This window comes from Microbacterium sp. LWH13-1.2 (assembly GCF_038397735.1).
Taxonomy (GTDB): Bacteria; Actinomycetota; Actinomycetes; order Actinomycetales; family Microbacteriaceae; genus Microbacterium.
The window spans coordinates 300,253-315,814 of sequence record NZ_CP151635.1 but is presented as its reverse complement, the minus strand read 5'-3'; the positions used below and the strand labels follow the sequence as shown (position 1 = coordinate 315,814).

Here is a 15,562-nt window from a genome sequence, read left to right as displayed (position 1 = left end):
ATGGATATGCAATATATTGCGTATTGCTTGCGTTACACCTCACTGACACCCGCTCATCCAGAGCCGAACCCGAAGGAAGAGATCATGGAACCCACTGAAGAGATCAAGAACGTCGTCCTCGTGCACGGGGCTTTCGCGGACGGGTCCGGCTGGCGCCGGGTGTACGACGTCCTCAGCGCTCGCGGCTACCGAGTCTCGATCGTTCAGAACCCGCTCACGTCGTTGACCGATGACGTCGCGGCGACGAGCCGAGTGCTCGACGCTCAAGATGGTCCGACCATCCTCGTCGGGCACTCGTGGGGCGGCACCGTCATCACAGAGGCCGGCGTGCACCCGAAGGTCGCCGGCCTGGTCTACGTCTCCGCACTCATCCCCGATGTCGGCGAGACCAGCGGACAGCAGTACGAGGGCTTCGCCGCCACGCCCGAGTTCATCATCGACGTCGATGACAAGGGCTTCGGCGTCCTCAACCGCGAAGCCTTCCACTCGGGGTTCGCCGCCGACGTCAACGCCGCCGATGCGATGTTCATGGCCGACAGCCAGGTACCGGTGAACATGGCCGTCTTCGGCGAGGCAGTCACACAGGCGGCATGGCACGACAAGCCGAGCTGGGCGGTCATCGCCACCGACGACAAGGCGTTCGACCAGGCGATGCTGCAGCACATGGCCACCCGCGTAGGCGCCGACATCACCAACGTCCCCGGCAGCCATGCCCTGTTCATCACTCAGGCCGACGCCGTCGCCGACGTGATCGCCACGGCCGCGGGCGCCGCAGCCTCGGCGGCGGTGGCCGTCGCCCGTTGACGGCATTCATCCGGCCCGGGGTCAGCCTGCTCGCAACGTGCGCTGACCCCGGGCCGCTTCGCAGGACCAGCCGCTCCCGCGGCCACGGCCGTCGCGATCAGGGCATGCGGTGTGCGCTCTGAACGCGACGACCTGTGACAGGAACGAGGAGAGGGATCACGCTGGCCGTGGCAGAATGCTCGGCGATGCTCGATCACGGCGATCCGAGTTCGACATCGTCACGCCCCGGACACGCGAACGGACCGAGATGACTGAAGCGACGACAATCCTCGACCGGGTGGCGACGGCTGCCGAGCATCGATCGATCGCTGAATCGGTGGGCTGGCACGACGCCTTCGACTGGGCGACGATCGCAGATTCCCTGGCCGGCTCGACGTTCGGCGTGGTCGCCTATGCCGGAGACGCGGCTGTAGGCATGGGGCGCGTCGTCGGAGACGGCGTGAAGTACTTCTACGTGCAGGATCTCGCCGTCCTCCCGGCCTTTCAGGAGACCGGCCTGGGGGCGCGCATGCTGGACCGCCTGACGGAGCGAATCGCCATGGTCGCCCCGGCAACGGCCTTCGTCGGATTGTTCTCGACCACCGCGGGCACCGACCTCTACACCTCTCGCGGTTTCGGCTCCGGCGACATGACCGGGCTGTTCAGGCTCATCGAGCCCGCGCAGCGGGACGGTAGGAAGAACGGATAGACGCGGGAGGACAGGACGCTCCGATACTCAGAACCGCGAGAAACATACGGCTCGTCAGGGTTCTCGCGCTACGACACGCCCCAACAGTGCCAAGCCAGTGAGACTGTGCCGCGTCCGCGAGATTCTGTGCCAACCGGGCGAGACTGTGCCAACCGCAATGAGAAGGGACAACTGTCCGATCTCACGAGAGTTGACCGGAAATGAGACAGGGACCCCTTGCAATCCTGCGGATTCCGAAGTCCGCAAATCGGAGATCTAGTCTCATTGAAGTTGTCAGAACCTTCAGCTGTCTCGCAGGGCTGTCGCATTCACGCCGCCCAGGGCGCCCTCGCTGATGCACGAGAAGCCAGCGCGTTGGACGCGGCCGTCTATTGGGTTAGGCAGCATCTGCATCGCGAACTACGGCGACGACCTCGTCCGCGATCTCAGCGATCGTACTCACCACCGTCGTCCGAGCGATCTTGTCAGCGAGAGACGGAGAGTTGGCCTCGACTTCGTCCTTGGAGATCTCGTGCCAGATCGGCAGCATGCGCTGCTTCCCGGCCACGGACAAACCGACGATCCCGTCGAGCTCATACTGGGGCCATCCCTTCGCAATAAATGACTTCGATAAGATGACCACTCCGAATGACGAGTGCGCGAGCCCGTAGTCGATCTTGCGACGAAAGCTGTCCCCGATGCGCAGTTCGCCCCGTGGCACGCGCATCCCAGTCACCCCTCATCGGCATCCGTAACGAGCCGCCGACTCATATGACTCCTGACGACACAGGGCTTCGAGATAGGGGCCCTCAACACGCGCGCGAGCGTCTTCGGCTCGCAGACCGAGCTGCATCTCATCCGCAGTGTCAGGAACATGCTCTTGCAGAGCAAGGGCTGTAGCACGAGAAGCAACAGACTCGGCATCCAGAGCCTTTCGAATGCCGGCTGCGACTTCCGCCGCCTGGTCGTCGCTGAGGTCCGCATATCGCAGAAGGATTCACGCGATCGAAAGCAGGTCCCGGGGCGTAGGTTCCTGCAAGACCTGCAGACTGTGGGCCAACAACTTGGTTCGCCATCTCGGCAACGACCGCACCATACCGTCGTCAACAATCTCAAGGGTCAGCCTTGGTGATGCGGGAATGACGCTGCCCAGTCGCTCCGGAGACAACTGGTCGATCTCGCTGATGAGTTGTACAAACGGCTGGCCGCGATCTCTTCAGGATGCTAGTCACGAGGGTCACTTATCGGCACCGAACGCGAATACGGGTCTGTGGGGTAACTCGTCAGCGAAGCGCCCGGGAGCGCTCCGAGAGGGGCGCTCTTCTTGTGTCATGAGACGGTCGGAGGCTCTGTCGGCTTCTTCTCGTCATCTACAATCTCGATGCCGTTGTCGTTCATCGTTTTGACGAGCTGATCCGTAACGCGGTCCGCGAAGGCGATGCGCTTCTCTTGTGTATCGATGCCGCCAGTCGTTACGAGATCCGTCAGGCCGCGTAGACGCCGCAGTGCGTTGACGAGGTCTTGTTCAGACTGCACGTAATTGTTCATTCGGGGAGTCATGCTTGATTCCCCGAAGGGTGGGAACGTCAGAGAGATACAGGCCGCTGAGTACTTCTGCACAGCCAGTTGGATGCTCTGAGGCATTACTAGACGAGCGCGGTTGAAAAGGACTGAGTGTTGCCCGATGAGCTCCGTGCTCTGATGGACTAGCTCGGGTAAGAACTCATCCAAGGGTGTGACTAGGCTTTTCTCAGCCAGCGTGCTGAATTTGCTACCGAGCGCGACGAACTCGGCAGTCAGTTCCACAAGTTCCTCGGTGAGGGCGTCGTTGCGCTCTCGGTCGCCTCGTCGCTTGTCGTTAGATCGCGTCCACAAGTACGAAAGGAACCCGCCGACGATCAGAAAGACCCCAGCGATCACCGGCACGCCCCACCACGGCGCTCCGTCGCCTCCACCCACTACTTGGATCAGCAGCGGGTCGGGCGAAGGGGTGGGATGCATGAAGTCAATCTAGCGACCATGTCGATACAGTGCTCTTGTGACTGACAACACCTCCGATGACCACCACAGAGCGCGTATCGCCAAGGAAGCGAGTGAGGGCGTCAAGCTCATTCGTCGCAATGGACAGTTCTACGTCCGGATCAACGGGGAGCTGATCAAGGTCAACCCCGCGGCTCAAGAGCTAAGTGGGCATCGGTTCAGCTTCCGGAGGCGTCGAGACGCAGGTGGCGCAGCACGCGCGAAAGTGCCCGCGCCGACCCATGAGAACACTCTTCGCGTCGTGGAAGGGCGCATGTACATCGCGTCATCGGACGCTGCCGAAGTCCTCAACGTGATCGCGGCCTATCGCGAGTTCATGCGGGGTCTAGGCGTACGACGGGTCGAGATCACTGGGGCTGAGCCAGGTTCGGCATGGGTGAAGTTCAAACAGTGGACTAAGGCGGTCGCCGACAAGAGGAAGGTTCGTGTCGCGGCCACACAACTCGTCGGCCTGGTTGAAGGTGCGACGACTGAGAAGTTCCAGGCTGACAACACCGCAACTCACGCCGGGTCTATCGCCAACCTGGCGGACAAGACCAAGCACCTGAAGTCCTTCTCCTTCGATTCCGAGCCTCTGCAGTACGTGCAATGGCAGGACGAGAATGGCGAAATGCACGCGCGAGCCCGCGTTGTGAACTCCAAGGACATCGCATCGAACCGGCTCGACGATGAGGTCGTAAAGGATCCGAAGAAGATGCTGGACCGGTTGGATGAGGCTCCCGACGCGATCAGGCCCAAGCTGGAAGGCTAGCGCTTTAGAATCATACGAGGAGCTGAAAACCCGGTCTTGTGCACAGGCTGCAGGAACCTCCAAGCCACTGGCTCGGAATAGGACTACCCACCGGCCGCTCTGAGCTGGGTTCGAGGTGGTGGGCCGCCCTAGGACGGCCCACCACCTCCGGCGATTCTCCAGGCGTCACGCTCTGCGCTGGTGTGTGTGCTCGAACAAGTCGGGCGAGCCTGGGCGCCCAGTCAATATACCTCGAGCATTCGCTTCCGCTCGAGCGCGGCGTAAAGATCGAAGGACTCCCAGTCAACGTTCCATCGTCGAGATTTCGCGACTAGACGATCCGCTGTTGCCGCCGCAGTAACCGTCACAGCGTATCGTGCGCAGATCTCCTCCCGGATGGATCGAGGAACAAACGGGCAGGTGAGCACATTCAGGTTGAGCAGCGAGAGCTCCCCGTCGATCAGTGACCGCTCCTGCATCTGGAGGATCCATCTTTCGCACGCTTGGCGTAGCTCCGGGTAGGCCTTCGAGCGTTTCATATGCAATAGGAGACTGAACAGTAGCAACACATTCATCGTCGACGGCTCACGGAGCTTGCCTCCTGATCTGGTGAATCCGCAGAGATCTGCGAGTTCACCCTCTCGGATCGCGTAGTTCGCGCCCAAGTCCGAGACGCAGTCGATGAGTGTCGCTGTCACCGCATCAGGGCTCATCGATCCCTTCGACCGCCGAAGTTGCTGCATCAGCTCGTCGCGGACGCGCATCTCGACCCGCTCGCGATCATGAGCAGGCACGCCCTCCGAACGTGCATATCGGAGCAACGTGCTACAAACTCGAGCCACCTTGACGGCAGGGCTCATTCGGGGAGCGCCGGAGTAGACGAAGAATACGAAGTCCGTCAACGCGAGCAGACTTGAGGTGATCGCGCGATGGTGCTTAGACAGTTGTTGGCTGGAGAGCTCGACACTGCCTAGGTCCTCTCCTGATCTGCGCAGGATCTTCTCGAACGAGCGCTCGACTCGCGCTAGGGCATAGTTTGCTAACTCGAAGTGACTGACGCCGGTGTCCAGCAGAATCGCCTTGTACCCCACGATCAGATCGCCCGCATCGACGTATGGGCGACTCACGGCGACACCACCGCGGTCTCGATCGCGCGGCTTGGTCGCTTCCCGTATGAGCTGGCGAGCTCGCTTCTTTGCGATAGTCAGTGGCGACAGCCACGGCGTGAGCTCTCCCTCCTCCTTCGAGGCGTTCAAATGCAGTTTGTACTTGCGCAAGCTCCTAGACAACGCCTCGACCACGAACGGACGTCTACTTTCGTCCGCGAGGAAAATGAAGTAGTCATCAACGTAACGCAGTACCTCGTAGTCCTCACCGAACTTCATTCCCAGTCGGTCAAGCTGCTCCGCAAGCTCGAGATCTACCGCTTGAAGAATGACCTCTGCGAACAGCCGCGATACTTCAGAACCGATCGTGATGCCGCTCGTCTCACTGTGGTTCAGTCGTTGCATGAGCTTGTCGAAGGCGCCACCGAACGTGCGATCGAGATGCGGGCCAAGATTGGCCTTCACTACATCGTGACCGTGGGCCGCCCATGCAATCGAATGGGTGTAGATACTGTCGAAACACTTCGCAACATCAACCTTGACGAGATATCCAAACCGGCGCTCACAGGATCGGTACTCGGAGGAGTCATAGAACTTGTAGACATTCGAGTATCGCTGGTACGTGAAGTACGAGCGCAGCCATTCGTACTCGTGGTCGTCGTGTTCGATGCTGTCGTGTGTTCGCCGTTGATAGGCGAAGAGCGAGTCCCTCACGACGACGTATGGCGCGACTCGCGCCGGCCGCCTTAGGGAGAACCGGCTTTTGGATGTGTGGTAGAGGATGAGATCCTCGAACCTCTCGTAGAAGTGCGCGATGTCCAACTGCGCCATAGGGTGCGGCACCGTCAGTGTGCGGTAGTCATTCTTCCGATGACGGACCGTGTACTGGAAAGGGATCGTGGAGACCGCCCCCTGGTCCGCAGGGAGATTGAGAGCAGTGCGCGTTCTAGAAGTGGTACCCGCAGGGAAGGAGACTGCCCTGCCGAGAATAACTCCGAGGATCACTTCTGATGTCTCGTCGAGCAGCCTCGCATGGACCGTTTCGGTTCCGAGGCGCACATCAGCATCACGAAGAAAGTCGTACAGGCCACGGTTGCTGAATGACGGCGGGAGTTCGTAGGGCAGAACGTCGCTCAGCACCACCCGCGCAGGGTGCTTCCGAAGAGATTGCCGACGCTTAGGCACGCCATGCCCCCTTCAGTCGAGTCATGCGCTGCATGGACCATCGGTGAATCGTTCGCCGACTGAATCCATCAGTGAAAGACAGGGCCGCGATCTTCCGATCGAGGCCGGGAGGCAACGGAGACTGCGAGGCTCGGTGCTGAAGATAGCGGTCCAACCCGGCGAGAGACTTCAGATCGGTTAGGTGCGGATTCGAGAAGTAGATCCCAACTAGCGCGTTCCGCTTGTTGTGAGAAAGGCGAGTATTCGCCGTCAGAAAGCGAAGCCTGTCGATGAGGAGGCTTCGCCGTCCGTGGTTGGCAGGATTGGCGCGATCCCACGCGGAGAAGGTCCTGTCGACGCGAGTCCGGATGGTCTTGTAGCGATCATCGGTGAGCCTCACCACCGGGCCACCCCTGCCTCGATACTCGATCTCATAACCCAGGAACTCGATTTTCCCGAGCGAGTTGTCGACAAGTTCCCGATGCAAGGTCTTCGCCGGGTTCAGAGCAAGACCGAGTCGCTGAAGCTCAGTTTCGATCTCCGCAATCACAGCGCCCGGTGCCACCGCGCCCTCACTTTCCTCCGCGCGCACCAAGACGATGTCGTCAACGTAGCGCGCGAAATAAAGTGTGCCGCGAGTGTCCCGCAGAGCGCGATCAGCTTGCGCTATGTACAGCTCGGCTAGCTTCGCGCTCAGACCCACCCCTGCGGGGAGGCCTCTTGCGTTCCCGGTGAGGGTCTCCATCTCGGATAGCAACCTGTCGATCAGCCGCCGGCACGATGGACTTAGCGCTGTTGTGTCGAGGTGAGAACGGAGCCGTCGATGATCGATGCTGTCGTAGAAGTCCTTGACATCAGCCCTAACGACGATCTTCGGTACGTTGTTATCGATCGTTCGAATCAGTCCCGCGACGATCGATTGACGTCCTCGCGGGCGGCTCAGAAGCGTTGATCCGACGACGCGTTGAAGGTGCTTATCCGCGAAGAATGCCTCGGGGGTCTCCGCGATCGAGTAGGTCTGACGCTTCCCACCAATCAAATGGCCGCGGTCCAAACCCCACGCGAACGCGCCGGACTCGACGCTTCCAGTAAGTATCTCGCTAGTTGCAGCCAGTGATGCTTCCAGCAAGTCCTCGGCGGCCTGACGGTCTGCACGGGCAACGGATTCCGGAGCCAGCTCAGGTGGCCCGATGTACGGCACCGTTCCCTTTCGCGCTGCCCGAGCACGATGGCGCGAGTCACGCGCCAGATCGTAGGCGCGGCGAACGTCAGGGTAGAGACTTAGGCGGTCGCGCCCACGCCGCGCTTCCAAGTCCCAGATCCTGCGCAAATTCTTCGGCGAGAAGCTCTGATCCAATCCCAACCCTCCTCCCGTGAGCCTATCGACCCTTTGCTGGCGCGTCCGCGACCAGCGCCGACAGCGGACGGGGCCGAGACCGCCGCACGGCTGAGCACCACCTTAACGATGAAACCATCGACTGACTCGATCCCAGGTTCGTTCCTACCGGGCGCCTGCGGGAACTGGACAGTCGCCAAGCACAGCGATACGGGACACCATGAGATCTCCTCCGTCGAGGTCGTCTCCGCAGTGTTGCGTCGTTCGATCGGGCTGCGTCACCTTGCGCGCTCAACAAGGCCTTCACGCCGCACCGTCGATCGGATGTCCCGAAGCGCTGTGCACCAGTTAGCAGACCTGGCCGCGCGACTCAGCGTGGGCGGGGCGACCGGTTTCGATTCTTCGCAGCCGGCGGAAGTAGCGATTGCAGAGCGGACGCGGGGCGCAGCCGCTGAAGCGACGCTGCCGCCGACGGATTCAGCGTCTCGGTCTCCCCTTCGTAGTAAAGAGCGATCAACTCGCGGCTCACCTCGTCATAGGCGAATGCGGCCACCCGCGGGATGTTCAGTTGGTGGCCCTTGGCCTTCATGTAGTTCCGGATGTGCGTCTCCCAAGCCGCCAAGGAGATTCCGGCGGGCTTGACCGCCCATACCAGCACCCAGCCTTCCTCGACGTTGACACTTCCGGTGACCGGTACGGTCAGGCTACGTCCGCGACCTTCCGGGTCAGGGTTATTGAGCAGGTCCTTTGCATGCCGCGCGAACTTCTCTTGCGCCGCCTCGTTTCCGGAAAGCAGTGTCGCCCCGACACTTAGCCAGCCGAAGCTCTGTCGGTCGTGCAGCTCGTCGATAAGGTCAACGATGCTCGTCGTCGGCATCGACGGCTTCGGTGCACGCGGGCTGGCATCGCGGGTGAGATGCCACTGATCGAGCGCATCCGTCCGGCTCGTGATGAACGCCGGTACCTGCTGCCGGAAGCGACGCAGCTCACCCGTGGTGGGGTCCGGCATGAATGGAAACGCATCCTTGACCAAGGCCGGGTCGGGCGCCACCCACAATCCTGCTTCGTAGAAGTAGAGAAACAGGTCGAGTTCGTCAGGCGCCATGAACATCATCGTCGTCATCGGGTCGCGCCTGCGCCGCAAATAAAGGAGGAACTCTGCAGGCCGGTCCACCAGCTCCGCGATCAGCTCGAGATCGTGCAGCGAGACCGTCCAGGGGACGTTCTCCAGATCGATGAGCCCGGCCTCAAGGAGATCCGCGGTCGCCGTGAACACGGCCGGGATGTCGTCAAGGCTGACAGCAATCGTGTGAATCTCGCGAATATGAGTGAGATCCACCCATCCCTCTCCCTCGATGCGTAGCCCGCCGTCATCGACGATCCCTGAACGCACCCGCCCCGCCTGATTCGCTGCGCTCGTGATGATGCGCCGCAAATCACCAAGCTGGCGCGATCTCTTCCCTCCCCGTGACAGGGCACTGAATGCAACCGCCTTGTCCTCGATGACGAAGGCCACGTCATCGATAAGAACCAGATGATCGCACTCCACCCGCTTGGTATACGCATCAACCGAACGAGTCGCCTTCTCTGCCTCCGTTGCAGGGACGAAGAACTCGAACCCGTTCCGGTAGGTCGCCGTCGGAAGAATCATCTTCACCGCGCGAAGCACCCGCTCCTCCAGGACCTCTCCGCGGTGCTTCGCATACGCGTCCCATTCGGCCTTCTGCGTTTTCAGGTAGTCCTCAAGCCTCTCCCTCAACGCCGGTGCTGTGTGTCCGTCGTGTAGCAGCATCACCCGACCCGCATCGCCTGATAGCAACGGGCGACGCCGCCACGGATTGTCCCCCTGAACGAACTTCTCTGCGGCCTCCAACGCCGTCATCCCGGACGCATCAAGAGTGAAGAAGGCGACCACCCGTTCGACACGCTCCATTGGGAGGCAAGTCTCCGCGAAAAGCTCATCGATGCCGACCGTGCAGTCATCTGCAGACGGTTCAAACATCGACATCAGCACAGTCACAGCCTGCTTGGTCATCGATGCGACATCGTCGCCGGGCGCGCCCGCAGGCTCTGACAGGGATCTAGCGAATTGCTGCCCCCGCTTGTTTAGCTTGCGGGCTTGAATCGAATGACAGGCATTCAGGACACTCAGCGCCTCAGCGGCACTGAACCCCAGACCCTTCTCCAGCGCAACGCGAACCCCCCGATTGCTATCAAGCAGCTCGACCGCCGTCGCCTGCGACACGTCTGCGTACGAGGAGTTGCGCATCGCGACCTCTGACCCCTGCACACTGAGCGATAGCCACCCCAGTGGTGCGTCCGGGCCAGCGGCGACCAGCGTCCGGAACCAGCCCAGGTTCGTGATCTCTTCCAGAATCGGCCAGGCGTCCTGCACCACCCCGCTCATCTCATTCGGCTCAGCAGGTGGAACATCCACTTCATCCGTACTGCGACCCGCGATCGCCAACAGCACGAGCAACTCGACCTGCCACGCGCCGCCGTCCGGGCTCGCGACAACCTGCCCTGCCTGAGATAAGGGGAAGTACGCCAGCCTGGCGGTTTCTGCGATCCTCGCCGGCGTGAAACGCGAACCCATTGCCGCAAGCTCACTTACACGGTCAGCGAACCTGGTACTCACGTTCGCCGCGAAATCGCCCTCAGCACTGAGCTCAGCAAACAGCGACTGCACCGTATCCGAGGACTGCATCACAAAATCCACATAAGGATCCGACGGCGCTGCAGCGTCCCCGTGAGGCAAATGCCGCCGCCTCTTCGCACGCGCCTTCGAACGCTTCGACTTCGATGCCATGCCTCATCGAACCACACGCCTCCGACACGCCGGCCACCTCGCAGTTACTGTCCGCTTCGGCGATCTGAGCGCCCCGATGCCGATCAGCTCATGGGCGGACGAGTGCGTCGTTGCGATTCGGATCATCGGGCCTCGGCGTATGTGAGCGGCGACAGCAGCGACCTGCACTTTTGTGCTCAACCACTATGGGACCAGAGAGATGCGGATCTGGGGTCGATCTTCCTCGCAAGATCTGTCGGGTTTCCTCGGCGGCGCCTTCGCACGCCCTCGTCATCGCGCGCGGCATCACCTCGGACGTTTCAGAACTGTCCGAGGCTGCGAGTACAGTCTGACCCGTGAACGAATCGCTCGGCCGGCGTCATGTACGCGGGGTAATCGAAAGCGTCACCGGACGCGCGAATGGTCGGGGTGTCCCTGAGGTCAGCGAAGCCGTTCTTCGGCTAGAGGATGGGTCGACGCTCGAGGTGCGTATGCCTCGGCCAGTGGGGACAGAGCGGAAGTTTCAGGCACTCCCTGTCGCGTTCGAATTTGTCGACTTCGGTGTTTGCCCGATCTGCCTCGCGCCGGAGCCGCGAAGCCGGGAGCATGTGCCTCCCCACTCGGTTGGCGGCAGCGTGGTCACGATGAGCTGCGAAACATGCAACAACGAGTTCGGCAGCAAGTACGAGCCGCACCTACGCAATTGGTATGAGAACACGATCGGGAAAGTACGACTGTCAGGCAAGTCCGTTCCCGGCCGCCGCAGCGTCGGCGAGTACCTACTACGCGAGAACGCATCCGGTGGTTTTGTTCTCTTCCAACACGGGAAACACGACCCGGCGGTCTCTCAGATCTTAGGAGAACAGGGGTTCGAGATGAGCTACGAGGTTGTCGACACAACCCGTTCGCACATCTCAGCGGTCAAGACTGCATATCTGGCCAGCTGCGTTGCGCTGCGCGCGATTCCGCAGACACCCCGCGCTGATGCGTTGCGAGCTGAGCTCCTCGCCGCCCGAGACATGCCCCGTGACCAGAGAGCTGAGCTCGGCGACGTGGCAAGGTCCATCAAAGTCGCGCGCTCCGCACACAAACCAAACCCTGGGGAGATCGTCCTGATGGCCGCCGCGGATGAACAACCGGAATCCGCGATGGTGATCAGCTTCAATCGCGTGTTCGCCGTAGATTGGCCGCTCGACCCAATCACTGGATTCACAAGGCGTGTGGTCTGATATCGACTCGCAGAGAGTGATGTGAAGCAGCGCCCGTGCTGATCAACGCCACCGCTCACCTTCGAGGATCCTGACGATGCGGCCAGGGCTGGCTCCGCGAAGCAACCATTCGATGGGTGACTGCCGCTTGCCTCGATGAATCACATCGTCCTTCGGCACGGTCATGAAGCCCTCGACGCTCGCGGGACTCCAGTCGTCGATCAGGGACTCAACGACATGAGCGAGATGTGGCTTTCCACGCCTCGAGAAGATCCTCAGGAAGTGATGCGCTGTCGTCACCCCCTCGGACACTCGAGTCGAGCGCGGCGTACGGCTCGAGCGTGATCACGGGAGCCGGTGGCGCGACGTCGATTCCCGCGAGCTCCGCGAGGCAGTGTCGGAACTCGTCCGCCCGCACTTCCGGTGCATCCCGCATCTGCCATCCACGACTGCCCCGAGTATTGTCCGTGCAAGCTCCGCACGCCCGCCATCATTCGACCAGGCGCCGGTTTCCGGCAGATGAGCCGACGAGAGCGGCAGGATGACCTCGCCCGCTTCGGCCATCCTGAGCAGTCGCACTGCAGCGAGACGCTCGGAGTCTGAAACACGCTGAGGAGCGAAGAGCGACTTGCTGAGGGTGCTCCACTGATTCTGGTCCAGGTACACGACTGGGCGACCACGAGTTGGCGAATGGTCCCTCGCAGTTCCTAGCTCGCACTCAAAGCCGTAACCCTCACGAAACTTGAAGATCAGACGACGATGCCGGGGTCGATACTCAACCACCGAGAACAGCTCGGGCAGGCCTGTGAGATCGGTTGAATCCGCCCCGGCGACGACACGACCGTCCGAGAACTTGACAGCGACTAGCCCGTCGTCTCGCCACTGGATCGCGTGAATGCGGATGAAAACGAGGCCATTTACCCGCATGACCGGGTCGCGCTTTGCGGCTTCAGATCCAGCCCGGCCAGGAGTCGCCGACGAGCGCTAGCGTCCAACAAGAAGTCGTCCGCCGTGCCCGATCTGGTCATCTAGCCGCTATCAAGCCGATCGGCAGAACACCGAGGATAGAAGACGGCGTCGGGAGCACTCAGGCTGTCGTCATCGCCACCGCGCACCTTCGAGGATTTGCTCAATGGGACGCGGGTCGGCACCCCGTATTAGCCACTGAATGGGCGACTGCAGCTCACTGCGATAGATCAGACTGTCCTTCGGCGTGGTCATGAATCCCTCGACACTCGCGGGGTGCCAGTCTTCGAGGAGCCACGTCACGACGAGCGCGAGGTGCGGCAGAAGCCCGTCATTGGTTGGGTCTGTGAATTGCCATTTCGGGTAAGCCGACACACCAGATACGTCGAACGAATACAGTGCGCCCGCTCGTTGGCGCATTCGGAGATCGTCGACTTCCAGCCCTAGCCGCGCCGCGGCCGCTCGCTCACCATACGAACGCGCGACGGTTCCGAGACGTGTGCGGTTCTCATCCTCGCGCAGCTCGCCGCGAGCCACCCGTTGCTCGGTCTGAGCGAACTGCTCCGCCGTGAAAGCGCCGGAATCGACGAGATACGCACGCTGTTCCATCGACATGCCGGGGCTCGGCGGACGCATGCGCCGAGAAAGGCGGGCGGCCTCGCGTTGAAGCGTTTCCATGATCTCCGGGTCGCACTCGCTCGCGTCGATCGATTCGAGCAGCTCTGCGACAGCAGCATCCAGAGTCAGCGGCCGCTCGAGATTCGACATCCGGTCCTCCTGTCTGAGACGCGAACCGATACTGCGATCGTACGCCGCGAAACGGTTGGTTCAACCGGTCACGAGCTCGCTCCGCGCCGATCACAATGTCCTACGCACGTTCCGGTGCTTCAATAGCGCTGCTCGCACGGTCAGGATGCGGCGCCAAAGTCGCTCCGGCGCCTCGAGCGCCGGCCCAGATCGCGACGACGTGAGTGACCACTTCTCACCTCCGATGTGGAGAGCGGAGTTAGGTTCGTCGACGCCAATCGTTTCCGCGAAACCCGTGACATTCTCACCAGCACGCGCGACCGCACCAAGTCTCATCAGCACTGCAGCAATCGCCTTGTAAGACGCGTGCTCGTAGGTCAGGAGCGTCTGAAGCGCCGGAGACGTCAGAGCCGCCATCGTTTCGACCAGGCGCGGGAGGCCGGTGATTTCTTCCTCGAGACCGATCCGTTCTGTCGAGAGGCGCGCGGGATGCCACCACTCGTGGATGAGGTCTCGCGCGATGGTTGCAATGGGCGTGCGATATCCAATCGACTGTTGATGCAGGCTTCCGTTGAGTCGCTTCTGCGCGATTAGTGACGGGACGTGGTCGCGGACGTCGACGTCGAGTCCGTTGCTGTGCCATCGGGCATGCCTGACACAGATCGGCCCGCTGAATCTTTCCACGAATACGAGATCGCCTCGCGAGCATCGCCTGCAGAGGGTCGTCGGTCCGAACCCCTGGCCGTTGCAGAAGGCACAGGCGCGCACCCACACCGTGGGGTCATGCTTGCACGTCGAGTAGCTGCGTCTGATTCTGGGCATCGCATCACGACGCAGTCCGCCGAGCTCTTCGATCGCGACCCGCGCTATCGGCGGTGTCACTGCGATGCCGAGTTCAGGGTCCTCCTGTCTCAGTGCACGCCACGCTTCATACTCGGAGATCTGATTGGCCGCGCACAGCCGACTGAAGAAGCTCGAGACGGTTTCGTCGGGGTAGAACCGGACTGGCACCGGCAGCGCTCTCATCAGACCCGCTCCGCTTGCCGGCGTTTCAGGTCGCGTTCGAAGAGCGTCGCTTCTAGGGTTTCCGAGCCGTCTTGCATGGCGTGTAGCGCGGCGAGCTGAAGGAGATCCTTGAGCGGGCCGATCTCCCCTCCGGTGAGCGCATGCAGGGTCTTCGCGCTTGCGAGAATCTGCCCCGCAGGCTGCTGCAGCAGGCCAAGCGAGTCCTCGATGGCCAACAGAAGATCACCCCAGTCAGCCTGTCCTCGTTTCGTAGTGATGCGGAACGGGGATGCCGGGTGCAGTTCGAACCGTTTGCGGATCTGGCCCTCGCGAGTACCGTCGAGCAGCCCTGTCTCTTCCACAGCGATTCCCGCGTAGACGAATGTGCCGCCGCATCGCTCGGAAAGTTGCTTCAGCATGTCAGATGCTTCGATGTTCTGGCGAAATCGCAGATCGAGATGATGTACGTCATCGATCAGTACGAGTTCGGTTCGGCAACGGCGCAGGGCGTTCGCGACAGTGTCGAGGAGGATTCCGTAGGTCGCTCGGCTCAGCGTGGGAAGGCCCAGGAATCTGGCGAACTCCAGTAGGAGAGCTTTAGCCGAGCACTGGGCAGGTACGGCGACGTAGGCCACCGGAGTCCACCCTTCTGCTGCTGTGGGCTGAGCGGTCTGTCTGCGGCGAAGTTCGTGCTCCTTGCCGATCTGCAGCAACGTCGTCGTCTTTCCTTGGCCTGGTTCTCCCGAGAGGATCAGCCCGAGCTTCCCAACCTGGCGATGGGCGTTCAGATACACCCGGTCGCGTGCGGCGCGTTGGAACTCTACGAACTGCGGTGTCTTCACAAAGGCTCCGGCCTGTGAGTAGCGAGCACGCGCCCAGTTGTAGATCTGGCGATCCTCGGGCGTGAGCCTCCCGAGGACTGCGAACGGGATCTCTGCCGGTTTCTCGATCTTCATCTCGACGAACTCACGCCATCCCTCACGCGTCGCAATCTCCATTGA

Annotated in this window: 12 protein-coding genes; 4 read left to right on the top strand and 8 right to left on the bottom strand. The window is 61.6% G+C overall.

Translation table 11 applies throughout. The annotated features are described in order from the left end of the window. Positions 1-84 precede the first annotated feature (84 nt). Together MRBLWH13_RS01340 and MRBLWH13_RS01335 are read left to right on the top strand one after the other, a co-directional pair. A complete protein-coding gene (locus tag MRBLWH13_RS01340) occupies positions 85-804 on the top strand; it encodes an alpha/beta hydrolase (protein ID WP_341956556.1) in 720 nt (239 codons plus the stop codon). A gap of 247 nt (positions 805-1,051) precedes the next feature. Continuing rightward, complete coding sequence (locus MRBLWH13_RS01335; RefSeq protein WP_341956555.1) at positions 1,052-1,492, top strand: GNAT family N-acetyltransferase; 441 nt, start codon at positions 1,052-1,054, stop codon at positions 1,490-1,492. A 376-nt stretch (positions 1,493-1,868) separates the two neighbouring features. Here the strand turns inward: MRBLWH13_RS01335 and MRBLWH13_RS01330 are convergent, their stop codons facing one another. Together MRBLWH13_RS01330 and MRBLWH13_RS01325 are read right to left on the bottom strand one after the other, a co-directional pair. After that, positions 1,869-2,192: a toll/interleukin-1 receptor domain-containing protein gene (locus tag MRBLWH13_RS01330; RefSeq protein ID WP_341956554.1), complete on the bottom strand. Its 324-nt coding sequence runs from the start codon at positions 2,190-2,192 to the stop codon at positions 1,869-1,871. A gap of 608 nt (positions 2,193-2,800) precedes the next feature. After that, a complete protein-coding gene (locus MRBLWH13_RS01325; protein WP_341956553.1) occupies positions 2,801-3,472 on the bottom strand; it encodes a hypothetical protein in 672 nt (223 codons plus the stop codon). Between the two features lie 37 nt (positions 3,473-3,509). Here MRBLWH13_RS01325 and MRBLWH13_RS01320 point away from each other — a divergent pair, with 37 nt between their 5' ends. Continuing rightward, positions 3,510-4,262 (top strand): hypothetical protein, encoded by a 753-nt coding sequence (locus MRBLWH13_RS01320; RefSeq protein WP_341956552.1) that lies wholly within the window; start codon positions 3,510-3,512, stop codon positions 4,260-4,262. Between the two features lie 221 nt (positions 4,263-4,483). On the opposite strand, the gene drt3b is transcribed toward MRBLWH13_RS01320, so the two are convergent. The 3 genes from drt3b to MRBLWH13_RS01305 form a co-directional block, all read right to left on the bottom strand. Beyond that, complete coding sequence (gene drt3b, locus MRBLWH13_RS01315; protein ID WP_341956551.1) at positions 4,484-6,490, bottom strand: antiviral reverse transcriptase Drt3b; 2,007 nt, start codon at positions 6,488-6,490, stop codon at positions 4,484-4,486. A 34-nt stretch (positions 6,491-6,524) separates the two neighbouring features. Further along, a complete protein-coding gene (gene drt3a, locus MRBLWH13_RS01310; protein ID WP_226531845.1) occupies positions 6,525-7,868 on the bottom strand; it encodes an antiviral reverse transcriptase Drt3a in 1,344 nt (447 codons plus the stop codon). A gap of 349 nt (positions 7,869-8,217) precedes the next feature. Next, positions 8,218-10,656, bottom strand: a complete 2,439-nt coding sequence (locus tag MRBLWH13_RS01305) for a hypothetical protein (RefSeq protein WP_341956550.1) — start codon at positions 10,654-10,656, stop codon at positions 8,218-8,220. 335 nt (positions 10,657-10,991) lie between these two features. On the opposite strand from MRBLWH13_RS01305, the gene MRBLWH13_RS01300 reads away from it, so the two are divergent. Next, positions 10,992-11,864 carry an HNH endonuclease gene (locus MRBLWH13_RS01300; RefSeq protein WP_341956549.1) on the top strand — a complete coding sequence of 291 codons (873 nt, stop codon included), beginning with the start codon at positions 10,992-10,994 and terminating at the stop codon, positions 11,862-11,864. Positions 11,865-12,941: 1,077 nt separating this feature from the next. Here the strand turns inward: MRBLWH13_RS01300 and MRBLWH13_RS01295 are convergent. The 3 genes from MRBLWH13_RS01295 to MRBLWH13_RS01285 form a co-directional block, all read right to left on the bottom strand. Continuing rightward, positions 12,942-13,577 (bottom strand): hypothetical protein, encoded by a 636-nt coding sequence (locus MRBLWH13_RS01295; RefSeq protein ID WP_341956548.1) that lies wholly within the window; start codon positions 13,575-13,577, stop codon positions 12,942-12,944. Between the two features lie 90 nt (positions 13,578-13,667). Next, complete coding sequence (locus MRBLWH13_RS01290) at positions 13,668-14,582, bottom strand: hypothetical protein (protein ID WP_341956547.1); 915 nt, start codon at positions 14,580-14,582, stop codon at positions 13,668-13,670. Further along, positions 14,582-15,559, bottom strand: coding sequence for an ATP-binding protein (locus tag MRBLWH13_RS01285; RefSeq protein WP_341956546.1), 978 nt, complete (start codon positions 15,557-15,559; stop codon positions 14,582-14,584). Before MRBLWH13_RS01285 ends, MRBLWH13_RS01290 begins: the two co-directional genes overlap by 1 nt. Between the last annotated feature and the right edge of the window lie 3 nt (positions 15,560-15,562).

Coding starts and splice junctions, on each gene's coding strand:
- MRBLWH13_RS01340 (WP_341956556.1), top strand. CDS start 85: ATGGAACCCACTGAAGAGATCAAGAACGTCGTCCTCGTGCACGGGGCT.
- MRBLWH13_RS01335 (WP_341956555.1), top strand. CDS start 1,052: ATGACTGAAGCGACGACAATCCTCGACCGGGTGGCGACGGCTGCCGAG.
- MRBLWH13_RS01325 (WP_341956553.1), bottom strand. CDS start 3,472: ATGCATCCCACCCCTTCGCCCGACCCGCTGCTGATCCAAGTAGTGGGT.
- MRBLWH13_RS01305 (WP_341956550.1), bottom strand. CDS start 10,656: ATGGCATCGAAGTCGAAGCGTTCGAAGGCGCGTGCGAAGAGGCGGCGG.
- MRBLWH13_RS01295 (WP_341956548.1), bottom strand. CDS start 13,577: ATGTCGAATCTCGAGCGGCCGCTGACTCTGGATGCTGCTGTCGCAGAG.
- MRBLWH13_RS01290 (WP_341956547.1), bottom strand. CDS start 14,582: ATGAGAGCGCTGCCGGTGCCAGTCCGGTTCTACCCCGACGAAACCGTC.
- MRBLWH13_RS01285 (WP_341956546.1), bottom strand. CDS start 15,559: ATGGAGATTGCGACGCGTGAGGGATGGCGTGAGTTCGTCGAGATGAAG.